Genomic DNA, 21,003 nt, shown 5'->3' on the forward strand with positions numbered 1-21,003 from the left:
TGCCTACTTAAACAACGCATTCAATCTCTTTAACACCAACATCGCGCTGTAATAATCCAGGCGGAACGTCTCGGTTCCCAACGCCCACACGCGCTTGTTTTTCACCGACGTCAGGTGCGCCAGCAGCGGGTTGGCGTAAATCGCATTCACGTCTTTCTCGTCACCGGCAAACACGAACAGCCCTTCGCCGTTCAGCCCCGTCGCCAGATTTTCTCCACCCAGCTGAATAATATCGTGACGCTTGCCCTGGCTTTTTGAGGTGTGCAGCCCATCGGGTAACGCCGCCAGCGTAAAGCCCAACTGGTGTAACAGCTTGCCCTGCGCCGATTCTGTCGTCCACAGGTTCGCCGTGTGCGCGGCGGCGGTGTAGACGATGGCATTCACCGGCTGCGGCGGCAGTTTCATCTGCTGTTTCACCTGCGCGAGCTGTTTATCGAACGCGGCGATGCGTTCAGCGGCCTGTTTCTCGTGCCCGGTCATCGTGCCCAGCTGGGTCAGCAGTTCCTGCCAGCTTTTGTCGTCGTAATTGATGATAAGCGTCGGGGCGATGGCGGAGAGCTGATCGTACAGCGCCAGCGCGGAATCCCCGCCGGTGGCGCTGATCAAAATCAGGTCCGGCATCTGGGCGGCCACCGCTTCGGCGCTTGGCTCGCCGATGTACAGCCGTGCAACCTTACGCTGTTTTGCAATATCCCCCCACTGACGCAGGAAACCCTGCGCGTCCGCCACGCGGTTGTTCGGCGTGGTTGCGCCGCTGGCAATGACCGGCGCGTCAATCGCCAGCAGGGAGCCGGTTAAGGTCACGCTGGTGGAGACTATGCGCGTCGGTTTGCTCTCAAGCGTATGCACGCCGCGGCTGTCGTTGACCTGGCGCGGCCAGTCGGCGGCGGTGGCTGAGGTTAGTCCTAAAACAAAAAGTCCTGTCAGAAGAAGGGCATTGCGGCAAACGGCAGCGATTTTCACAGAGCGGCATCCTGTTTTTATTGAAGATAATGCTTCTCATTTTCATGGTTGCCGGGAAGGGATGCAAGCGTTTGTCGCAGAAGTTAATGGCCCGACGGTTGACAGCGGGGCGCTGTGGGATTAGGTTAGCCGACGAAAATATAAATGATAATCATTATTGCTTCTTTTATCATTTTAAGGAGGATGATATGGACACGTCCCTGGCTGAGGAAGTTCAGCACACCGCGACCACGCTGCAATCAGACAGCTTTTTCTTTATGTCGCCTTACCGCAGTTTTACCACCTCAGGCTGTTTTGCCCGATTCTCTGAACCTGCCGTCGGCGGCGACGATCCGGCGGGGCAGTTCCAGCAGAAATTAGCCCAGGCTTTCCGGGATGCGAAAGCCAGCGGCATCGCCCATCCCGTCATGGTAGGGGCCATCCCGTTCGATACCCGCAAGCCGTCTTCGCTGTTTATTCCGCAACGCTGGGAGACGTTTTCCCGTCCCGCGCGTCAGCAGTCCGCACGCTATTTCTCCGGCGCGCAGGCGCTGAAGGTGGAACAGCGCACCGAGATCCCCGCTCAGCCCGTTTTTGAAGAGATGGTCGCGCGCGCCGCGTCGCTCACCGCCACGCCGCAGGTGAATAAGGTAGTGCTGTCGCGCCTGATTGATATCGCCACCGACAAAAAAATGGACAGCGGCGCGCTGATGGAGCGTCTGATCGCTCAGAACCCGGCGAGCTTCAACTTCCACGTGCCGCTGGAAGACGGCGGCGTGCTGCTCGGCGCCAGCCCGGAACTGCTGCTGCGCAAAGAGGGCAGGCACTTTAGCTCGCTGCCGCTGGCAGGCTCCGCGCGCCGCCAGCCGGACGATGTGCTGGATCGCGAGGCGGGCAATAAGCTGCTGGCCTCCGAAAAGGACCGCCACGAACACGACCTGGTGACCCAGGCGATGAAGGCCATTCTGGAACCGCGCAGCCATCACCTGAGCATGCCGTCTTCCCCGCAGCTCATCACCACGCCGACGCTGTGGCATCTGGCGACGCCGGTTGAAGGTGACGCGCGCGAGAACGAAAACGCCCTGACGCTGGCCTGCCTGCTGCACCCGACCCCGGCCCTGAGCGGCTTCCCGCATGAGGCGGCTAAAGAACTGATTGCAGAGCTGGAGCCGTTCGACCGCGAGCTGTTCGGCGGCATCGTCGGCTGGTGCGACAGCGAAGGCAACGGCGAGTGGGTGGTGACCATCCGCTGCGCGCGTCTTCGCGAAAATACCGTTCGCCTGTTTGCCGGCGCGGGCATTGTGCCTGCTTCCTCCCCGGTGGGCGAGTGGCGCGAGACGGGTGTGAAGCTCTCCACCATGCTTAACGTGTTTGGTTTGCACTAAGGAATACCCATGACCATCCCTTTTACCCGCTGGCCTGAGGATTTTGCCCGCCGCTACCGTGAAAAAGGCTACTGGCAGGATCTGCCGCTGACCCACATCCTGACGGACCATGCGCAAAGCGATGCGGTCGCGATTATTGACGGCGATCGCCACATCACCTACCGCGCGTTTCATCAGGCGGTGACGAATCTGGCGTCTGCCCTCCAGGCGCAGGGGCTGCACCGCGGCGAGACCGCGCTGGTGCAGCTCGGCAACGTGGCCGAGTTTTACATCACCTTTTTCGCGCTGCTGCAGATCGGCGTCGCGCCGGTTAACGCGCTCTTTAGCCATCAGCGCAGCGAGCTGAACGCCTACGCCGCCCAGATCAAACCCGCCGTGCTGATCGCCGATCGCCAACATGCCCTGTTCGCGGGGGATGATTTTCTCAATACCTTTGTGGATGAACACCGCTCGGTTCGCGCCGTGCTGCTGCGCGGCGATAAGGGTGAACATGCGCTGGAAGCGGCGATTGCGCGCCCGGCGGACAACTTCATCCCGAACCCGACGCCCGCAGACGAGGTGGCGTTCTTCCAGCTCTCCGGCGGCAGCACCGGCACGCCGAAGCTGATCCCGCGTACGCACAACGACTACGACTACAGCATCCGCCGCAGCAACGAAATCTGCGGTATCACTGCGCACACCCGCTATCTGAACGCGCTTCCCGCGGCGCATAACTACGCCATGAGCTCGCCGGGATCGTTAGGCGTGTTCACGGCGGGCGGCTGCGTGGTGCTGGCGAACGATCCGAGCGCCACGCTCTGCTTCCCGCTGATTGAGCAGCATCAGATCAACGTGACGTCGCTGGTCCCTCCGGCGGTGAGCCTCTGGCTGCAGGCGATTGCCGACGGCGCGGGGAACGCGCAGCTGAAATCCCTCAAGCTGCTCCAGGTGGGCGGCGCACGCCTCTCCGCCACGCTCGCGGCGCGTATCCCGGCGGAAATCGGCTGCCAGCTGCAACAGGTGTTTGGCATGGCGGAAGGGCTGGTGAACTACACCGCCCTCGACGACGCACCGGAACGCATCATCAACACTCAGGGCCGTCCAATGTGCCCTGATGACGAGGTGTGGGTGGCGGACGAGGACGGCAATCCGCTCCCGCGCGGGGAAGTCGGACGCCTGATGACGCGCGGCCCGTACACCTTCCGCGGCTATTTCAACAGCCCGGAGCACAACGCCAGCGCCTTTGATGCCAACGGTTTCTACTGCTCCGGCGATCTGATCGCCATCGATGAGCAGGGCTACATCACCGTGCAGGGGCGCGAGAAAGATCAGATCAACCGCGGTGGCGAAAAGATTGCCGCCGAAGAGATCGAAAACCTGCTGCTGCGCCACGAAGCGGTGATCCACGCCGCGCTGGTGAGCATGGAGGACAGCCTGCTGGGCGAAAAAAGCTGTGCGTATCTGGTGGTGAAACAGCCCCTGCGCGCGGTTGAGGTGCGTCGCTTCCTGCGCGAGCAGGGCGTTGCCGAATTTAAGCTGCCGGACCGCGTGGAGAGCGTAGATGCGCTTCCGCTCACGCCGGTCGGCAAAGTTGATAAGAAACAGTTGCGCCTGTGGCTTGCTGAACGCGCCCGGGGCTGAGGAACAGAGTATGGCCATTCCAAAATTAACCGCTTACGCGCTGCCAACCGCCGCAGAGCTGCCGACCAACAAGGTCAACTGGGCGTTTGAGCCAGAGCGCGCCGCGCTGCTGATCCACGATATGCAGGAGTATTTCCTGAACTTCTGGGGCGAAAATAGCGACATGATGCAGCAGGTGGTGGCGAACATCGCTAAACTGCGCGCGTACTGCAAAGAACACAATATCCCGGTGTACTACACCGCGCAGCCGAAAGAGCAGAGCGATGAAGACCGCGCCCTGCTGAACGACATGTGGGGGCCGGGCCTGACCCGCTCGCCGGAGCAGCAGCGTATCGTGGCTGAACTGGCACCGGACGAAGCGGACACCGTGTTGGTGAAGTGGCGCTACAGCGCGTTTCACCGCTCGCCGCTGGAGCAGATGCTGAAAGAGACGGGCCGAAACCAGCTGCTGATTACCGGCGTTTATGCCCATATCGGCTGCATGACCACCGCCACAGATGCCTTTATGCGCGACATCAAGCCGTTCTTTATCGCAGATGCGCTGGCGGACTTCACCCGCGACGAGCACCTGATGTCGCTGAAATACGTGGCAGGACGTTCTGGCCGCGTGGTGATGACCGATGAGCTGCTGCCGTCCGTTCCGGCAACGAAAGCCGCGCTGCGCGCGCTGATCCTGCCGCTGCTGGACGAGTCCGACGAGCCGATGGATGACGAAAACCTGATCGACTACGGTCTGGACTCGGTGCGCATGATGGCGCTGGCCGCCCGCTGGCGGAAGGTGCACGGCGACATCGACTTCGTGATGCTGGCGAAAAATCCGACCCTTGACGCCTGGTGGGCGCTGCTCTCCCGTGAGGTGAAGTGATGGCGGAGCTCGATTTTACCGGTAAAACGGTTTGGGTAACGGGCGCGGGTAAAGGTATTGGCTATGCGACCGCGCTGGCCTTTGTGGAGGCGGGCGCGCGGGTGACCGGGTTCGATCTGGCCTTCCCGCAGGACGATTATCCGTTTGCCACCGAAACGCTGGACGTGGCGGACGCGGCGCAGGTGGGCGACGTCTGCGGGCGTTTACTCGGCACCCTTGAGCGCCTCGACGTGCTGGTTAACGCGGCGGGCATTCTGCGCATGGGCGCGACGGACGAGCTTTCGCAGGAGGACTGGCAGCAAACCTTTACGGTTAACGTCGGCGGCGCGTTCAACCTGTTCCAGCAGACGATGGGCCAGTTCCGCCGTCAGCAGGGCGGGGCGATAGTGACCGTAGCTTCCGACGCGGCGCATACCCCGCGCATCGGGATGAGCGCCTACGGCGCGTCGAAGGCGGCGCTGAAAAGCCTGGCGCTGACCGTCGGGCTGGAGCTGGCGGGCAGCGGCGTGCGCTGTAACCTGGTGTCGCCGGGCTCAACGGACACCGACATGCAGCGCACCCTGTGGAAAAGCGACGATGCGGAGCAGCAGCGCATTCGCGGCTTTGGCGAGCAGTTCAAGCTCGGCATTCCGCTCGGCAAAATTGCCCGTCCGCGGGAAATTGCCGCCACCGTGCTGTTCCTTGCGTCCGATGCCGCCAGCCATATTACCCTGCAGGATATCGTGGTGGACGGCGGCTCCACGCTGGGGGCGTAATGATCTGGAAACGTCATTTATCGCTTGAAGAATTGAACGCCACCAGCGTGAACACCCTGGTGGCGCATCTGGGCATCGTCTATACCCGCCTCGGGGACGACACGCTGGAAGCGGAGATGCCGGTGGATGCCCGTACCCATCAGCCGTTTGGCCTGCTGCACGGCGGCGCCTCGGCGGCGCTGGCGGAAACGCTGGGCTCAATGGCCGGTTTTCTGATGACCCGCGACGGGCAGAGCGTGGTCGGCACTGAGCTGAACGCCACGCACCACCGCGCGGTCTCTCACGGTAAGGTGCGCGGCGTGTGTCAGCCGCTGCATCTGGGGCGTTCGAGCCAGAGCTGGGAGATCGTGGTATTCGACGAGCAGGGGCGGCGGTGCTGTACCTGTCGGTTGAGCACGATGGTGCTGGGGTAGGCCATTCAGCTGAAAGTGATCGGCTTAACACTGTGGTGTAAATCTCTGGTTTGACCACGCATTATTGCGTTTCAAAGTTGTTAAATTTTATCCGTTGTTCTAGAAACAAAATGTAACATCTCACTGTTTCACAACAACGGACAACAACTATGAACAACTCAGGGAAATACCTTACGTGGGCGGTGCTCTCCGTTGTGGGAGCCTTTGCCCTGGGCTATATCGCCCTCAACCGGGGGGAGCAGATCAATGCGCTCTGGATCGTCGTCGCCTCCGTCTGCATTTATCTCATTGCGTACCGTTTTTATGGCCGCTATATCGCAAAGACGGTACTGGGCGTAGACGGCACACGCATGACGCCTGCCGTGCGCCACAACGACGGGCTGGACTACGTGCCGACCGACAAAAAAGTGCTGTTCGGTCACCATTTCGCGGCGATTGCCGGTGCAGGCCCGCTGGTGGGGCCGGTGCTGGCGGCGCAGATGGGCTACCTGCCGGGGATGATCTGGATCCTCGCGGGGGTGGTGCTGGCAGGCGCGGTGCAGGACTTTATGGTGCTGTTCGTCTCCACCCGTCGCGACGGCCGTTCTCTGGGTGAGCTGGTGAAAGAGGAGATGGGGGCAACCGCCGGGGTGATTGCGCTGGTGGCGACCTTTATGATCATGGTGATCATCCTCGCGGTGCTTGCGATGATCGTGGTGAAAGCGCTGACCCACAGCCCGTGGGGGACGTATACCGTTGCCTTTACCATTCCGCTGGCGCTGTTTATGGGGATTTACATTCGCTACCTGCGCCCGGGGCGCATCGGTGAAGTGTCGGTGATTGGCCTGGTGTTTCTGGTGTTCGCGATTATCTCCGGCGGCTGGGTGGCGGAAAGCCCGACCTGGGCACCATTCTTCGACTTTACCGGCGTGCAGCTGACCTGGATGCTGGTGGGCTACGGCTTTGTGGCGGCGGTGCTGCCGGTGTGGCTCCTGCTGGCCCCGCGCGATTATCTCTCAACCTTCCTGAAAATCGGCACCATCGTCGGGCTGGCCATCGGCATTCTGATTATGCGCCCAACGCTGACCATGCCTGCGCTGACCAAATTCATCGACGGTACCGGCCCGGTCTGGACTGGTAACCTGTTCCCGTTCCTGTTTATTACCATCGCCTGCGGTGCGGTGTCGGGCTTCCACGCGCTGATTGCCTCCGGGACCACGCCGAAGATGCTGGCCAACGAGAATCAGGCCTGCCTGATTGGCTACGGCGGCATGCTGATGGAGTCCTTCGTGGCGATTATGGCGCTGGTCTCCGCCTGCATTATCGACCCGGGCGTTTACTTTGCGATGAACAGCCCGATGGCGGTACTGGCCCCGGCTGGCACCGTTGACGTGGTAGCGTCCGCCGCGCAGGTGGTGAGCGGCTGGGGTTTTGCCATTACCCCGGAAACGCTGACGCATATCGCTAATGAGGTGGGCGAGCAGTCAATTATCTCCCGCGCGGGCGGGGCGCCGACGCTGGCGGTGGGCATGGCCTACATTCTCCACGGCGCGCTGGGCGGGCTGATGGACGTGTCGTTCTGGTATCACTTCGCCATCCTGTTCGAGGCGCTGTTTATTTTGACGGCGGTGGATGCGGGAACCCGTGCGGCGCGCTTTATGCTGCAGGATCTGCTGGGGGTGATCTCCCCGAACCTGAAGCGGACCGATTCGCTCCCGGCTAACCTGCTGGCGACGGCGCTATGCGTGCTGGCGTGGGGCTACTTCCTGCATCAGGGCGTGGTCGATCCGCTGGGCGGGATCAACACCTTGTGGCCGCTGTTCGGTATCGCCAACCAGATGCTGGCGGGCATGGCGCTGATGCTCTGCGCGGTGGTGCTCTTCAAGATGAAGCGCCAGCGTTACGCGTGGGTGGCGCTGGTGCCAACCGCCTGGCTGCTAATCTGTACCCTGACGGCGGGCTGGCAAAAAGCCTTCAGCCCGGACAATAAGGTGGGCTTCCTGGCGATCGCCAACAAGTTCCAGGCGATGATCGACAGCGGCAAGATCCCGGCGCAGTACACCGAATCGCAGTTGTCTCAGTTGGTGTTCAACAACCGTCTGGATGCCGGACTGACCATCTTCTTTATGGTGGTGGTTGTGGTGCTGGCGTTGTATTCTCTGAAAACCGCGCTGGCGGCGCTGAAGGTCGACACGCCGACGGCGAAAGAGACGCCGTACGAGCCGATGCCTGAAAACCTGGACGAGATTGTGACCCAGGCGAAAGGGGCGCATTAACCTGTGTGCCGGGTGGCGCTAGCGCTTACCCGGCCTACATTTCCAGTGAGACCAGAATGATGTTCGACACCCTCTCCAAAGCAGGTAAGTACCTGGGCCAGGCCGCCAAAATGATGATTGGCGTGCCGGATTACGATAACTACGTCGAGCATATGCGCGTCAACCACCCGGACCAGACGCCGATGACCTACGAAGAGTTTTTCCGCGACCGCCAGGACGCCCGTTACGGCGGCAAGGGCGGGGCGAAGTGCTGTTAACCCTCTTTCGGTAAATAGAGGCTGATTTGCTCCTGCTTGCAGCCATAAATTGCCGCCAGCTTTTCGCGGGTGCGCTTTTGCGGACGGGAGTCCAGCGCTTCCAGCTGTGATACGGCGGACTGGCTGATGCCGAGTTTTTCCGCCACCTCCTGCTGGGATAGCCCGCGCAGGATACGCCACGCGGCCTGCAGGCTGACATTCTCGCTATGCATGATGTCGCACACTTCACCAGGTAATCCTACGTCATCATAACAATCGTGTTCGACTTCAATATCCTCTAGATCATCATCGTTTTCGTCGTCAATTTCTGCCATCTGTAAGCACATACGAAAGTATTCATCATAGGGAATAACGACGTACTGCGCTTTTCCCTCATCGTCCTTAATTAGCTGAACAGCCATAGGGGGCTTTCTCCTCGTGAAGGTAGGTCGTTGATGTTCTGCGCTTGACGGCCAAAACATAACAATGGTTATCGGGATCGTCCCGAAGTGTAATCAGAATGCGGTAATCGCCAACGCGTAGCCGAAAATGATTTTCTGTTGCCGATATTTTTTTGATATCGGGCCGGGGAGCTGAGCGATCGTCCAGCTCAGCAAGTTTTGCTTTGATTCTTCGCTGATATCGGCCATCGATTTTGGAAAACTCTTTCTTTGCATTCTTTGACCAGACAATCTTCATCCGTACCTCCACTGTACGCCCACACAAATTATAAGGAAATAATAAGACTATTAGATAAATTCCGAATTTCTTATGGGGTACTGTAAAGCGGAAAAAAAGCGCAGGTAAGAGGCAAAACGCAAACCGTCGAGGCGGCTCGAAAAGGCCTCTGCCCGGCGACAGAGGCTTGCAGGAATATTGCGATCAGGCGTTCAAACCGCCGTCCACGTCCAGACCGGTACCTGAGATCTGCCCGGCTGCCGGGCTGGCGAGGAAGGTGACCGCCGCCGCGACGTCTTCCGGCTGGCCGTAATGGCCCAGGGCAATAAGCTGACGCTGTGAGTCAGCCTGTTCACCGTCCTCCGGGTTCATATCGCTGTTGGTCGGGCCGGGGTGCACCAGGTTAACGGTAATACCGCGCGGGCCAAGATCGCGGGCCAGACCACGGGTGAGGGAGTTCAGTGCAGATTTGGTCATTGAGTAGACGGCAATCCCCGGCTGTGCCACGCGGTTCGCCAGGCAGCTGCCGATGTTGATAATGCGCCCGCCGTCGGACATGTGTACCAGCGCTTCCTGAATGGCGATCACCACGCCGCGGATGTTGACGTTGATCAGTGCGTCGATGTCCGCCAGCGTCATGGACTCCAGCGGGCCGCCGCGCGCGATACCGGCGTTATTGACCAGGATGTCCAGCCCACCGAGAGAGCGTGCCGCATGGGTGACGGCATCCTGAATCGCCTGCGCGCTGGCGCTGTCGGCCTGAATGGCCTCGCCGTGCCGCCCCAGCGCCTTAATTTCATCGGCGACCGCCTGGGCTTTATCGGCGGATTTTTCATAGGTGATGACCACATCGGCACCGGCGCGCGCCAGCGACAGGGCAATCGCACGACCCAGCCCGCGGCTGGCGCCGGTAACCAGCGCCTTTTTACCTGTTAAATCGATCTGCATGATGACCTCGTTACGAGAGTGGTGAGAACCATCATTAGGTATAGCCCGTCGGCGCAATTAACGGCGGAAGGATTCTACTTTCTCAAACGCGGCGCGCAGAGCCTCAGGCGTTAACGTCACCGGCAGATAGTGAATCGACTCCACCGGGCGCAGCGTGTGGGCGATGACCTTGTCGAGATCGTCGCGGTTATTGATGTCGACGTCCAGCTCGCGAAGCGTGGTCGGCAGATTAAAGCGCCGGTATGCCGCCACCAGCTGCGCCAGCACGTCGTCCTGGCCGAGCAGGGCGCTCTGCACCAGAATGCCGTAGGCCACCTTGGTGCCGTGCAGGTATTTTTCCGTCTGCGGCAGCACGGTTAAGCCGTTGTGCACCGCATGCGCCGCCGCCACGCGCGTATAGCGTTCGCCCAGGCCGCCGACCATCCCGCCACCGGCGATAATCGCATCCACCACGTCCCGGAACGCCTGGGTCTGTTCGCCGCGCTGCTGGTCGGCCAGCGCTTCCTCACTGTGTTCCAGCAGCACGTCGCGGATCGCCAGCGCGCCGTTAATGCCCAGCCGCACGGTCAGCGGCAGGGTTTCCGGCTCAGGTGCCAGCACCACCGCTTCGTACCACTTCGCCAGCGTATCGCCGATGCCCGCCAGCAGATACTCCGCCGGGGCGTTAAGAATGATTTGTGGCTCCACCAGCACCAGGAAGTTGGCGTCATCGAAGATCTCAAAATGCAGCGCCTGACCGGCGTCGTTGTACCAGACGGAGAGCGGGGTCCACGCCGCGCAGGTGGCGGCAATGGTGGGGACGCCCACGAACGGAACGCCTAAGCGGCGCGCCACGGCCTTGACGGTATCCATCACCGCGCCGCCGCCGACGCCAATCACCACGCTGGCATCGCTGCCGGATTCGTTCACCAGACGGGTGACGTCGCGCTCGCTGCAGTGGCCCTTAAACAGCAGATGTTTTGCCCCCGTCGCATTAAAACTCTCCGGCAGGAACGGGCGTGCGCCCTCTATTGCGCGCTCGCCGTAAATCCATACCGCATGGGAAAGCTGTTCCGGGGTAAAGAAATCATCCAGGCGCGCAAGGCTTCCGGAATGGGAGAAGTAGTTCGCCGGGCCGGGCACGACGCGGATGTCGGTGTTGCTCATGGTGTTGTCCTTTTTTCGCAAGCGCTAACCCGATGTTATGTCTGGACATCCGGATGGCTAATAATATTTCGCTTTATCTTATGCCTTTTCCGTCGTTGTCAGTCAACCGGAGCTGTGAAAAATTCGCTAAATCAGAAGAGTAATGAAGGATTTACGCGGATGGTTTCCAGTCGTCTTGAAATGCGCGGTATCAGCCTGGCCTTTTCCGGCTTTCAGGCGCTGACGCGCGTGGACTTCACGCTGAACGGCGGGTCGGTGCATGCGCTGACCGGGGCCAACGGCGCGGGGAAATCAACGCTGATGGCGGTGCTGTGCGGGACGCACGACCACTATGAAGGCGAAATCTCCATTAACAACCAGCCGGTAAACATTCGCGAGCCGTTGGACGCCAAACGGCTGGGCATCCACCTCGTGCAGCAGGAGGTGGACGTGGCGCTGATCCCGGGGTTAAGCATTGCTGAAAACATCATGCTCGACCAGTTGGCGCAGCCGGGGCATCGCTACCGCTGGCGCACCGTTCGTCAGCAGGCGCGGCAGGCGCTGGCGCAGCTCGACGTTACGCTGGACGTTCGCCGCTCCATCGACGGCTGCACGCTTGCCGAAAAGCAGCAGATTTTGCTGGCACGCGCTTTGTCCCACCACTGCCGTTTTTTGATTCTTGACGAGCCCACCGCGCCGCTGGACGCGCACGAGAGCGAGCGTCTGTTTGCGGTGGTAAGACGTCTGCAACAGCAGGGCATCGGCGTGGTGTTTATCTCCCACCGCATTCACGAGCTGAAGGCCATCTGCGACACCCTGACGGTGCTTCGCGACGGCAAGCTGATCGAGTCCGGCCCGATGGCCGATCTTAGCGGCGAAGCGATCGTCGAGAAGATGCTCGGCCACGTGCTGAGCGATATCTATCCGCCCGCGCGGCCGCCGCACGGCGAAGAGACGCTGCTGCGGGTGGAAGGGCTGCACGACGACGCGCTGCTGAAAGATATCTCCCTGCACCTGCGCAAAGGCGAAATTCTCGGGATTGCCGGGCTGGCGGGCGCGGGGAAAACCGAACTCTGCAAGGCGCTGTTTGGCGCTACCAAAAGCCGCGTGGCAAACGGCGAGTTGAATCATCAATCCTGGCAGCCGCGCGACCCGGCCGACTCGGTGCTGCGCGGCCTGGCGCTGGTGCCGGAAGAGCGGCGTAAAGAGGGCATTTTTATCGACGAGCCGGTGAGCATGAATCTAGCCGTGTGCGCCGATAACAGCTTCTCGCGCTGGAGCCTGTTTGGCCATCGTCAGGCGTGGCGCTGGGCGGAAGAGGTGATTGCTCGCGTCGGCGTGCGCGCCCGAGGGCCGGGGCAGGTGCTGCGCCGCTTATCCGGCGGCAACCAGCAGAAGATCGCCATCGGTAAATGGCTGCGTAATGACGCCAGCGTGCTGATTTTCGACGAGCCGACCAAAGGCGTGGACGTGAAGGCCAAAACCGATCTGTTCCAGTTGATTGACGGCCTGGCTCGCGAGGGCAAAGGGGTGATCTACGCCTCCGGCGAGTTTGCCGAGCTGGTGGGACTGTGCGACCGCATCTGCGTCCTGTGGGACGGGCGCATCGTGGCAGAAATCGCCGGGGCCGAGGCCCGTGAAGAGACACTACTTTATTATTCAACCGGAGGAACGGCGTCGTGAGCAAGGCCCTTTCAGTAAACGCGACGGCGTCTGGCCGTCAGCAACTTTTTGATTTTCTCTACAAGTGGGGCATGTTGCTGACCGTCGTCGCGCTGGTGGCCGTCTTTGGCCTGGCGTCGGACAGCTTCCTCGACCCGAACAACATCATTAACATTCTGCGCTCGATTGCCATCGTGACGGTGATTGCCGTTGGCGTGTCGATTTCGCTGACCGTCGGCGGGTTCGATCTCTCCGTGGGCTCCACGGCGTCGCTGGCGAACGCGCTGGTCATTTCGCTTTTCGTCTGGCACGGCTTCGGCACCACCGAGTCGATTGTAATCACTCTCGCGCTCTGCACGCTGGTCGGCCTGTTTAACGCTTTCCTGATCGTCATCCTGCGTATTCCGGACATGCTCGCCACCCTCGCCAGCTTGTTTGTCATCCAGGGCGTGGCGATGACCTACAGCTACGGCGGGTCGATTACCGAGAACATGGTGCTGCCGAGCGGCGACATGGCGGAAGGGACCATTCCGGCGGCGTTCAGCCTGCTGGGGCAGGTGCCGACCATCGTCATCATCATGCTGTCGGTGACCCTTCTGGCGCAGCTGGGGCTGTCGCTGACCACTCACGGACGCCGGATGTATGCCATTGGCGGCAACCCGGAAGCGGCGCGCCTCTCGGGCATTCGCACCACGCGCTACAAGGTGGCGGCCTACGTGATTGCCTCGCTGCTGGCGGGGCTGGGCGGTATTCTGCTGGCCTCCCGCATCGGATCGTCGCAGGTCAATGCGGGCGGCGGTTATCTGATGGATGCGGTGGCCGCGGCGTGGATTGGCTTCTCGCTGGCCGGGTCCGGCAAGCCGAACGCGCTGGGCACGCTGGTGGGGGCGGTGATCCTCGGCGTGCTGTCGAACGGGCTGGTGATGCTCTCCGTGCCGTATTACGCCATGGACATAATAAAAGGGCTGGTGCTCGCGGTAGCACTGGCGATTACCTACATACAAAAACGCTGACAACACAACGGGATAAAAAATGAAAAAGATTGCGCTCTCTTTGGTGGCACTGGGGTTACTCACTTCTCTGCCGGGATTCGCGGCCACGCCCGCGCCGGTTCCGGCCGCCATTGCGAACCACGACGGACCGATCCGCATCGCGGTGATCCGTAACCTCGGCTCGGACGACAACACCACGCAGTTTGTTGCCGGGGCCATTCAGGAAGGGAAAAAGCTCGGCTTTAAGGTCAGCACCTTTTTGAGCAACGGGGATGACGCTAAATTCCAGGACTTCGTTAACCAGGCCATCAGCCAGAAATATGACGGGATCATCCTGTCGCAGGGCCGCGATCCGTACTCCACCGCGCTGGTGAAGAAGGCGGTGGATGCCGGGATCAAGGTCGCCGTTTTTGATACCGCCGTTAACGGCGAGATCCCGGGCGTGACCGTCACCCAGCAGGACGACGCCTCCCTGACGAATCTCTCCTTCGGCCAACTGGCGAAAGATTTCAATGGCAAGGCCAACATCGTCAAGCTGTGGGTGGCGGGCTTCCCGCCGATGGAGCGCCGTCAGGCAGCCTATAAAGAATTGCAAAAGCAGTACCCGGAGATTAAAGAGCTGGAGTCCATCGGCGCGGTCTCTTCTGACGTGCAGGGCGACACCGCCAACAAGGTGGGCGCGATCCTGGCGAAATACCCGAAAGGCAAAATCGACGCCATCTGGGGGACCTGGGACGCCTTCAGCCAGGGGGCGTATAAAGCGCTGAAGGAGAATGGACGCACCGAGATCAAGCTCTATAGCATTGACATCTCCAACCAGGATCTGCAGCTGATGCGCGAGCCGGGCAGCCCGTGGAAGGTGAGCGTGGCGGTGGATCCGAAGCTAATTGGGGCGACCAACGTGCGTCTGGTCGCCAACAAGATTGCCGGAGAAGCCACGCCTGCCACCTACGACTTCAAAGCCGCTGCGATCCCGCAGGCGCTGCTGACCGCGCAGCCGGGGGCGGTGAACGTAGCGTCGCTGGGCAAAATCATTCCGGGCTGGGGCCAGACGGAAGATTTTATCGCGCCGTGGTTTGCGACGCTGGAAGCGAAAAATAAATGAGTATCCTCCCTACGCCAGAATACAGCCGCAATATGCGGCTGATCGGCCATAGCGATCAGGGCGGTCGCCCGGACGGCGTGCAGCTGATGGTGCACCGCGGTTTCGCCTATATCGGCCATATGGTGTCGCAGGGCTTTTCGATAGTAGACGTGCGCGACCCGAAAAACCCGAAACCCGCGGGCTATTTTCCTGCGCCGCCGGGCACCTGGAACGTGCACCTCCAGGCGCATGACGACCTGCTGCTGGTGATCAACGCCCGGGATCTGTTTGCCGATGCCCGCTTCGCCGACGAGAAGGTCTACTACACCCGTCAGGTAGGAGAGACCGTCAGCGACGTGCAGGACAGGGGCTGGAGCGCCGGGCTTCGCGTTTTTGATATCTCCACGCCGGACGCGCCGCGCGAAATCAGCTTTCTCTCGCTGAGCGGCATCGGCATTCACCGCATCTGGTACGTCGGTGGCCGCTGGGCGTACGTGTCGGCGCTGATCGACGGTTTTACCGACTACATCTTTCTGACGATCGACCTGGCCGACCCGCGTAAGCCTGAGGTGGCAGGGCGCTGGTGGCTGCCGGGCATGAACCAGGCCGAAGGCGAACAGCCGAACTGGCCGGAGGGAAAGCGCTACGCGCTGCATCACGCGATTATTGCCGGCGATACGGCGTACGGCAGTTGGCGCGACGGCGGCTTAACGCTGCTTGACGTGAAGGACCGCAGTCAGCCGACGCTGATTAGCCACCGTAACTGGAGCCCGCCGTTTGGCGGCGGGACGCACACCGCGCTGCCGCTGCCGGACCGGGATCTGCTGGTGGTGCTGGACGAAGCGGTGCTCGATAACCAGCAGGACGGCGAGAAGCTGATCTGGCTGTTTGATATTCGCGAGCCGTCGAACCCGGTGAGCATCTCGACCTTCCCGCAGCCGAATGAAACCGACTACGTGGCAAAAGGGGCGCATTTCGGCCCGCACAATCTGCACGAGAACCGTCCCGAAAGCTTCGTCAGCTCGACGCTGATTTTCGCGACGTATCAGAACGCGGGCGTGCGCGCGTATGACATTTCTAATCCGTATCGCCCAGTGGAAACCGGCGCGCTGGTGCCCGCGGCACCGGAGAGGATGATGGACACGCGGCCGAATCGCCCGCAGGTGATCCAGTCCTGTGACGTGTTTGTGGATGCGCAGGGAATTATCTACAGCACGGACTATAACGCCGGGCTGTCGGTGATTGAGTATCTGGGGTAAGTGCGGTTTGATGCCCTCTCCGACAGGGAGAGGGAGAAAATCAACTGTATTGCCGCACCCGCGCCACCAGATCTTCCGCGCTGTCGATGCGGTCGGCAATCAGAATCAGCGCTTTGCCGAGCGCGATCGCGTGGCGCAGGCATTCGTGGCGCATGGCCTCGTCCTGGATGCTGTCGATATCCGCGACGTGGGAAAGCCCGACGCTGCGGCGAATGAGTTCGGTGCCGCAGAACCCGATGGCATCATGCCAGACCTTTTTCAGAAAGGCGGAGGCATAGCCCGGCGCACTGAGCGCGGCGTCGCGCGTTTTCTCGTGTGCCAGCGCCTGGAAGCGCTCCGCGAAGGTGTTCCACAGCTCCAGAATATCGGTCAGGCGCTGCTCGCGCGCGGCGGCGGCATCACGAATGCCCAGATGCCCCGGCAGGCCGCAGAAGTTGAGCAGCAGGTTGCCGATGGCGGTGCCGACGTCAAAGCCAATCGGCCCGAAATAGCCGAACTCGGCGTCGATGGCCTTCAGGCTGCCGTCGGCCACAAAAATCGAGCCGCTGTGAATATCCCCGTGCAGCAGCGCTTCGGCATGCGAGAAGAAGCGGTGCTTCAGGGAGGCCACGGCAATTTTTAGCGGGGCGTCGTCGCGCAGGGCGGCGACGTCATTTTCCAGCTCGGCAGGGTAGTTATTGCGCTCATGAACCTGGTACGGATCGTTGAAGAACAGATCTTCGGTGATCTCGCACATCTCCGGGTTGATGAATTTCGCCACCTGCGCTTTTTTCTCGTGCGGGTGCAGGTAGAAATCGCTGGTGTGGAACAGCGCCTGCGCGAGGTATTCACCCAGCTGGCGCGCCGCCTGCGAGTAGTAAATGTTTTTGATCAGCTCGCCGCGCCAGATGCGATGGCTGGAGAGATCTTCCATCACCATCACCGCCAGTTCCGGGTCAAAGTGGTGGATTTTCACGGTGTGCTGCGGGCTGTGCTGGTAATGCTCGACCAGGGTTTGCGCCTCGAGGCGGGCGCGATCCAGCGTCAGCGGCCAGGACTCGCCGACGCAGCGCACGTAGGGCAGTGCCTGTTTGACGATGATGCGGCTGACGCCCGCGCTGTCGTAAATTTTAAAAACCAGATTGAGGTTGCCGTCGCCCACTTCCTGCGCCTCTACCAGCGATGACGGATCGTCAAGCCCACCAAACTGCCTGGCATACTCCACGGCGTCCTGAGCGGTAAAGGTACGGTATTGCGACATGGCCTGTTCCTCACGAGTTAACTAATTAAGACATGTAGACGTCTATACATCTGGATTTCATCCTGACACAATGTGCCACAACAACGCAACAGGGAATTAACGACATGCAGACATTACAGACGACCAGCCTGCGGGTGGCGAATAATCAGCTCTTTATTCTCGACCAGCAGGCGCTTCCGCAGGAGAAACGCTGGCTGGATGCCTCAACGGTGGAGGCGCTGGTTGGGCATATCCACGCTCTGCGCGTGCGTGGCGCGCCGTTGATTGGTCTCTCTGCAAGCCTGCTGCTGGCGCTGCTGGCGGAAAACGGCAAAAGCCGCGATGAGCTGGCGGTGGCGCTGGAAACGCTTCGCGCATCCCGCCCGACGGCGGTAAACCTGATGAACAACCTCGACCGCATGAAGCTTGCGCTGTGGGAAGAGGATTTCGTTCCGGCGCTGGTGGCTGAGGCGCTGCGCCTGATTGACGAAGACAAACGGCTTTGCGACGCGATTGCAAAAGCGGGCAGCGCGCTGGTGAAGCCCGGCAGCCGTCTGCTGACCCACTGCAACACCGGCGGGCTGGCAACCGCGGGCGTCGGTACGGCGCTGGGCGTGATTGCACGGGCGCATCAGGAAGGCAACGTCAGCAACGTCTGGGTGGATGAGACTCGCCCGCTGCTGCAGGGCGGTAGATTGACCGCGTGGGAGCTTGGCGAGCTGGGCGTGCCGTATCAGCTGATTACCGATTCCATGGCCGCCAGCCTGATGGCGAAAGGGCAGGTGGACGCCGTGTGGGTGGGGGCCGATCGCATCGCCGCTAACGGTGATGTGGCGAACAAGATCGGCACTTATTCGCTGGCGGTGCTGGCGAAATTCCACGGTATTCCATTTTACGTCGCCGCCCCACAAACGACGCTCGACCCGGCCTGCCCGAACGGGGATGCGATCCCCATCGAGCAGCGCGCCGCCAGCGAAGTGACGGGCGTTGCCGGAAGCTTTGGCGCGGTGCAGTGGGCGCCGGAAAACGCGGTGGTCTATAACCCGGCATTCGACGTCACGCCTGCCTCGCTGATTAGCGGCTGGGTGCTGGATACGGGTGTGGTCACGCCGGATGAGGTGGCGGAAGGGAAATTTGCCTGAGTCCGGCTATCCTTTAAGGGGGTTCCCTGAGAGGACAACATCGTGACGCTCGATCCTGAAACAGACTTAAAACTGGAGCGCGTGGTGGACGCACCGCGCGACCTGCTCTGGCTCTGCTGGACCACGCCCGAGCACATCAAAAACTTCTTCATTCCTGCTCCGCACAAGGTGACCGAATGCGACCTCGACCTGCGCGTGGGCGGGCGGTTCAACACCGTGTTTGAGGTGGACGGGCAGCGGATGGATAACCGGGGTGTCTTCCTGGAAATCGACCCGGGGAAAAAGCTGGTGTTTACCGACGGCTATACCGAAGGCTGGAAACCGGCCGAGAAGCCGTTTATGACGGCAATTTTGTTGCTGGAAGACGTCGGGGAGGGGAAAACCCGCTATACGGCGATAGCGCGCCATCCGACGAAGGAAATCCGCGAGCAGCATGAACAGATGGGCTTCCACGAAGGGTGGGGGATAGTGCTGGATCAGCTGGTGGAGTATGTGAAAGGGCTTAACGCTTAGTGCGCGCTGGTGCCCTCACCCCGCCCCTCTCCCACAGGGAGAGGGAGAAAAGATCAGGCCAGGCGTGGATACGCATCCGCGATTGCATCGCCCGTAAACTGGGCAACCCAGCCTTCCGGATTGTCGAAAATACGAATGGCGGTAAAGTTCGGCTCTGAGCCCATATCAAACCAGTGCGGTGTGCCTGCGGGTACGGAGATCAGGTCGTTTTTCTCGCAGAGCACCTGATACACCTCATCGCCAATGTGCAGGCAGAACAAGCCCGCGCCTTCCACGAAAAAGCGTACTTCGTCCTCGCCGTGGGTGTGTTCGTTGAGGAACTTCGCGCGCAGCGCCTCTTTCTGCGGATTGTCGGCGCGCAGGCTGATGACATCCCAGCTCTGATAGCCTTTCTCTGCCACCAGCTTGTCGATCGCATGTTGATACGCCGCGATCACGGCTTCGGGCGCAGGATCCTGCCCTAAATCACGGTCTGCCGCCCAGCGCTCAAAGCGCACGCCTTTAGCGTTGAGCTGTTGAGCGATCTCGGCGGCGTCGGTGCTGTGCCACTGATGCTTACTGGCGTCTTTATCGGAATAAATGGTCAATGCGCTCATGAAGGGATCTGCTCCGGATTTATCTCGTCAAACTGGTGGACCTGATGGTGATGGCTTGCGCCGTCATCATCACCGCGAATCAGCTGCAGGGTGCGAAAACCTGCCTGTTCAGCCGCGTCCAGCTCCTGATGGATATCGGAGAGGAACAGGATCTGCGACGGGGCGATGCCCGTTTGCGCCGCGATGTTCTGATAAGACTGAACCTCGCGCTTGGCGCCGATGTGGGTATCAAAATAGCCGCTGAACAGATGAGTAATATCACCTTCATCGCTGTAGCCAAATAACAGTTTCTGCGCGGCGACAGAGCCCGAGGAATAAACATAGAGATCAATCCCTTGCGCTTTCCATTTTTCCAGCGCAGGCAGTACGTCCGGGTAGAGGTGACCGGTAAAGTCGCCGTTGACGTAGCCGTCGTGCCAGATGATCCCCTGCAGCGCTTTGAGCGCAGTGGACTTGCGGTCTTCATCCATAAAGGCAAACAGGGCGTCGATAAGCTCGCTGACGCTGGCGTGCGGGTTACCGATTTCATCACGCAGGTTGTCCAGAATGGATGTGACCGGCTCGGCGTACTGCTGCGCGGTCACGAAGGCCGCCAGCCGCTCGCGCGCGTAGGGGAACAAAACATCATGGACAAAACGAATATCGCTGGTGGTGCCTTCAATATCCGTCACAATTGCGCGAATCATACTCTCTCCAGTTGTCGTAAACGCATTTCACATTCAAACAGGAATTCCAGTCCTTCCAGATGACGGCGGGCTTCGGCCACGTCGCGTCCCCAGCAGGTTAAGCCATGACCGCGCAGAAGAAAACCATAATTAAGCGGGCGTTCCTGCGCGTAATGGGCGATGCGCGAGGCGAGGGCGTCGATGTCCTGGTCGTTATCAAATACCGGGATGGAAACCGTATCCAGATGCGTGGACTGTCCGGCGAGGGATTTTTGCATCTCAAAGCCGCTAATATTCAGTTCAGCCTCTTTCACCAGGCGCGACAGCACCGTGGCGTTAACGGTGTGAACGTGCAGGACGGCGTTAGCCTCCGGGAACAGGCGATAAATAAGGGTGTGTAGCCCGGTCTCCGCCGACGGTTTTCGACAGGACGGCACCCGGTTGGTGGCGATCTCCACCTGTAGAAAATCGTCGGTGGTCAGGCTGCCTTTGTCCTTGCCGGATTCGCTGAGCCAGCAGAGGTGCTCGTCCTGACGCACCGACATATTACCGCCGGTGGCGGGTGCCCAGCCTTTGGCGCCTATCCAGCGGCAGGCGTCGACCAGGTGTGTGAGCAGCAGGTTGTCTGTCATTTCCTTTTACCCCTCGG

General features: G+C 60.7%; 22 protein-coding genes. 13 read left to right on the forward strand and 9 right to left on the reverse strand.

Annotated features, from left to right (window positions below):
* Positions 1-3: 3 nt before the first annotated feature.
* A complete protein-coding gene (gene fepB, locus IB212_RS06055; RefSeq protein ID WP_041910948.1) occupies positions 4-963 on the reverse strand; it encodes a Fe2+-enterobactin ABC transporter substrate-binding protein in 960 nt (319 codons plus the stop codon).
* Positions 964-1,151: 188 nt separating this feature from the next.
* On the opposite strand from fepB, the gene entC reads away from it, so the two are divergent.
* From entC to IB212_RS06090, 7 genes are all read left to right on the forward strand, one after another.
* Positions 1,152-2,327: an isochorismate synthase EntC gene (gene entC / locus IB212_RS06060; protein ID WP_041910947.1), complete on the forward strand. Its 1,176-nt coding sequence runs from the start codon at positions 1,152-1,154 to the stop codon at positions 2,325-2,327.
* A 9-nt stretch (positions 2,328-2,336) separates the two neighbouring features.
* A complete protein-coding gene (gene entE / locus IB212_RS06065; protein ID WP_041910946.1) occupies positions 2,337-3,947 on the forward strand; it encodes a (2,3-dihydroxybenzoyl)adenylate synthase EntE in 1,611 nt (536 codons plus the stop codon).
* 10 nt (positions 3,948-3,957) lie between these two features.
* Positions 3,958-4,812, forward strand: a complete 855-nt coding sequence (locus IB212_RS06070) for an isochorismatase (protein ID WP_041910945.1) — start codon at positions 3,958-3,960, stop codon at positions 4,810-4,812.
* Positions 4,812-5,567 (forward strand): 2,3-dihydro-2,3-dihydroxybenzoate dehydrogenase EntA, encoded by a 756-nt coding sequence (gene entA / locus IB212_RS06075; RefSeq protein ID WP_041910944.1) that lies wholly within the window; start codon positions 4,812-4,814, stop codon positions 5,565-5,567. Before IB212_RS06070 ends, entA begins: the two co-directional genes overlap by 1 nt.
* Positions 5,567-5,980: a proofreading thioesterase EntH gene (gene entH / locus IB212_RS06080; RefSeq protein ID WP_028012300.1), complete on the forward strand. Its 414-nt coding sequence runs from the start codon at positions 5,567-5,569 to the stop codon at positions 5,978-5,980. Before entA ends, entH begins: the two co-directional genes overlap by 1 nt.
* Positions 5,981-6,129: 149 nt before the next feature.
* Positions 6,130-8,235 carry a pyruvate/proton symporter CstA gene (cstA, locus tag IB212_RS06085; protein WP_017694336.1) on the forward strand — a complete coding sequence of 702 codons (2,106 nt, stop codon included), beginning with the start codon at positions 6,130-6,132 and terminating at the stop codon, positions 8,233-8,235.
* A 59-nt stretch (positions 8,236-8,294) separates the two neighbouring features.
* Positions 8,295-8,492, forward strand: a complete 198-nt coding sequence (locus tag IB212_RS06090) for a YbdD/YjiX family protein (RefSeq protein ID WP_006809671.1) — start codon at positions 8,295-8,297, stop codon at positions 8,490-8,492.
* On the opposite strand, the gene IB212_RS06095 is transcribed toward IB212_RS06090, so the two are convergent.
* The 4 genes from IB212_RS06095 to IB212_RS06110 form a co-directional block, all read right to left on the reverse strand.
* Positions 8,489-8,893 carry a helix-turn-helix domain-containing protein gene (locus IB212_RS06095; RefSeq protein ID WP_041910943.1) on the reverse strand — a complete coding sequence of 135 codons (405 nt, stop codon included), beginning with the start codon at positions 8,891-8,893 and terminating at the stop codon, positions 8,489-8,491. The genes IB212_RS06090 and IB212_RS06095 overlap by 4 nt on opposite strands.
* Complete coding sequence (locus IB212_RS06100) at positions 8,874-9,170, reverse strand: type II toxin-antitoxin system RelE/ParE family toxin (RefSeq protein ID WP_023303272.1); 297 nt, start codon at positions 9,168-9,170, stop codon at positions 8,874-8,876. Before IB212_RS06100 ends, IB212_RS06095 begins: the two co-directional genes overlap by 20 nt.
* Positions 9,171-9,353: 183 nt before the next feature.
* Positions 9,354-10,097 carry an SDR family NAD(P)-dependent oxidoreductase gene (locus IB212_RS06105; protein ID WP_028012303.1) on the reverse strand — a complete coding sequence of 248 codons (744 nt, stop codon included), beginning with the start codon at positions 10,095-10,097 and terminating at the stop codon, positions 9,354-9,356.
* A 57-nt stretch (positions 10,098-10,154) separates the two neighbouring features.
* Positions 10,155-11,243 (reverse strand): oxidoreductase, encoded by a 1,089-nt coding sequence (locus IB212_RS06110; protein ID WP_041910942.1) that lies wholly within the window; start codon positions 11,241-11,243, stop codon positions 10,155-10,157.
* 159 nt (positions 11,244-11,402) lie between these two features.
* Between IB212_RS06110 and IB212_RS06115 the strand changes: the two genes are divergently transcribed.
* Genes IB212_RS06115 through IB212_RS06130 form a run of 4 tightly spaced genes read left to right on the forward strand, consistent with a single transcriptional unit; the run spans position 11,403 to position 16,219 of the window.
* A complete protein-coding gene (locus IB212_RS06115; protein WP_041910941.1) occupies positions 11,403-12,905 on the forward strand; it encodes a sugar ABC transporter ATP-binding protein in 1,503 nt (500 codons plus the stop codon).
* A complete protein-coding gene (locus tag IB212_RS06120) occupies positions 12,902-13,897 on the forward strand; it encodes an ABC transporter permease (protein WP_041910940.1) in 996 nt (331 codons plus the stop codon). The genes IB212_RS06115 and IB212_RS06120 overlap by 4 nt, the downstream gene beginning before the upstream one ends.
* 19 nt (positions 13,898-13,916) lie before the next feature.
* Positions 13,917-14,981, forward strand: a complete 1,065-nt coding sequence (locus IB212_RS06125; RefSeq protein ID WP_041910939.1) for a sugar ABC transporter substrate-binding protein — start codon at positions 13,917-13,919, stop codon at positions 14,979-14,981.
* Complete coding sequence (locus tag IB212_RS06130; protein ID WP_041910938.1) at positions 14,978-16,219, forward strand: LVIVD repeat-containing protein; 1,242 nt, start codon at positions 14,978-14,980, stop codon at positions 16,217-16,219. Before IB212_RS06125 ends, IB212_RS06130 begins: the two co-directional genes overlap by 4 nt.
* Positions 16,220-16,259: 40 nt before the next feature.
* On the opposite strand, the gene mtnK is transcribed toward IB212_RS06130, so the two are convergent.
* The gene (gene mtnK, locus IB212_RS06135; protein ID WP_041910937.1) at positions 16,260-17,459 is read right to left on the reverse strand and encodes an S-methyl-5-thioribose kinase; all 1,200 of its coding nucleotides are present in this window, start codon (positions 17,457-17,459) and stop codon (positions 16,260-16,262) included.
* A gap of 104 nt (positions 17,460-17,563) precedes the next feature.
* On the opposite strand from mtnK, the gene mtnA reads away from it, so the two are divergent.
* Both mtnA and IB212_RS06145 read left to right on the forward strand, forming a co-directional pair.
* Positions 17,564-18,580: an S-methyl-5-thioribose-1-phosphate isomerase gene (gene mtnA / locus IB212_RS06140; protein ID WP_041910936.1), complete on the forward strand. Its 1,017-nt coding sequence runs from the start codon at positions 17,564-17,566 to the stop codon at positions 18,578-18,580.
* A gap of 42 nt (positions 18,581-18,622) precedes the next feature.
* Entirely contained in the window at positions 18,623-19,093 is a 471-nt protein-coding gene (locus IB212_RS06145; RefSeq protein WP_041910935.1) for an SRPBCC family protein, read from the forward strand.
* 53 nt (positions 19,094-19,146) lie between these two features.
* Here IB212_RS06145 and IB212_RS06150 read toward each other — a convergent pair whose 3' ends face one another.
* From IB212_RS06150 to IB212_RS06160, 3 genes are read right to left on the reverse strand one after another with little or no spacing between them, the layout of a single operon-like run.
* A complete protein-coding gene (locus IB212_RS06150) occupies positions 19,147-19,689 on the reverse strand; it encodes an acireductone dioxygenase (protein ID WP_047363753.1) in 543 nt (180 codons plus the stop codon).
* Positions 19,686-20,375 carry an acireductone synthase gene (mtnC, locus tag IB212_RS06155; RefSeq protein ID WP_024906997.1) on the reverse strand — a complete coding sequence of 230 codons (690 nt, stop codon included), beginning with the start codon at positions 20,373-20,375 and terminating at the stop codon, positions 19,686-19,688. Before mtnC ends, IB212_RS06150 begins: the two co-directional genes overlap by 4 nt.
* Complete coding sequence (locus IB212_RS06160) at positions 20,372-20,986, reverse strand: methylthioribulose 1-phosphate dehydratase (RefSeq protein WP_047363749.1); 615 nt, start codon at positions 20,984-20,986, stop codon at positions 20,372-20,374. The genes mtnC and IB212_RS06160 overlap by 4 nt, the downstream gene beginning before the upstream one ends.
* Positions 20,987-21,003: the final 17 nt, after the last annotated feature.

The sequence above is a fragment of the Enterobacter sp. E12 genome (assembly GCF_014596715.2).
Lineage (GTDB): Bacteria > Pseudomonadota > Gammaproteobacteria > Enterobacterales > Enterobacteriaceae > Enterobacter > Enterobacter bugandensis.

Coding starts and splice junctions, on each gene's coding strand:
- entC (WP_041910947.1), top strand. CDS start 1,152: ATGGACACGTCCCTGGCTGAGGAAGTTCAGCACACCGCGACCACGCTG.
- entE (WP_041910946.1), top strand. CDS start 2,337: ATGACCATCCCTTTTACCCGCTGGCCTGAGGATTTTGCCCGCCGCTAC.
- IB212_RS06070 (WP_041910945.1), top strand. CDS start 3,958: ATGGCCATTCCAAAATTAACCGCTTACGCGCTGCCAACCGCCGCAGAG.
- entA (WP_041910944.1), top strand. CDS start 4,812: ATGGCGGAGCTCGATTTTACCGGTAAAACGGTTTGGGTAACGGGCGCG.
- entH (WP_028012300.1), top strand. CDS start 5,567: ATGATCTGGAAACGTCATTTATCGCTTGAAGAATTGAACGCCACCAGC.
- cstA (WP_017694336.1), top strand. CDS start 6,130: ATGAACAACTCAGGGAAATACCTTACGTGGGCGGTGCTCTCCGTTGTG.
- IB212_RS06090 (WP_006809671.1), top strand. CDS start 8,295: ATGTTCGACACCCTCTCCAAAGCAGGTAAGTACCTGGGCCAGGCCGCC.
- IB212_RS06095 (WP_041910943.1), bottom strand. CDS start 8,893: ATGGCTGTTCAGCTAATTAAGGACGATGAGGGAAAAGCGCAGTACGTC.
- IB212_RS06100 (WP_023303272.1), bottom strand. CDS start 9,170: ATGAAGATTGTCTGGTCAAAGAATGCAAAGAAAGAGTTTTCCAAAATC.
- IB212_RS06105 (WP_028012303.1), bottom strand. CDS start 10,097: ATGCAGATCGATTTAACAGGTAAAAAGGCGCTGGTTACCGGCGCCAGC.
- IB212_RS06110 (WP_041910942.1), bottom strand. CDS start 11,243: ATGAGCAACACCGACATCCGCGTCGTGCCCGGCCCGGCGAACTACTTC.
- IB212_RS06115 (WP_041910941.1), top strand. CDS start 11,403: ATGGTTTCCAGTCGTCTTGAAATGCGCGGTATCAGCCTGGCCTTTTCC.
- IB212_RS06125 (WP_041910939.1), top strand. CDS start 13,917: ATGAAAAAGATTGCGCTCTCTTTGGTGGCACTGGGGTTACTCACTTCT.
- IB212_RS06130 (WP_041910938.1), top strand. CDS start 14,978: ATGAGTATCCTCCCTACGCCAGAATACAGCCGCAATATGCGGCTGATC.
- mtnK (WP_041910937.1), bottom strand. CDS start 17,459: ATGTCGCAATACCGTACCTTTACCGCTCAGGACGCCGTGGAGTATGCC.
- mtnA (WP_041910936.1), top strand. CDS start 17,564: ATGCAGACATTACAGACGACCAGCCTGCGGGTGGCGAATAATCAGCTC.
- IB212_RS06150 (WP_047363753.1), bottom strand. CDS start 19,689: ATGAGCGCATTGACCATTTATTCCGATAAAGACGCCAGTAAGCATCAG.
- mtnC (WP_024906997.1), bottom strand. CDS start 20,375: ATGATTCGCGCAATTGTGACGGATATTGAAGGCACCACCAGCGATATT.
- IB212_RS06160 (WP_047363749.1), bottom strand. CDS start 20,986: ATGACAGACAACCTGCTGCTCACACACCTGGTCGACGCCTGCCGCTGG.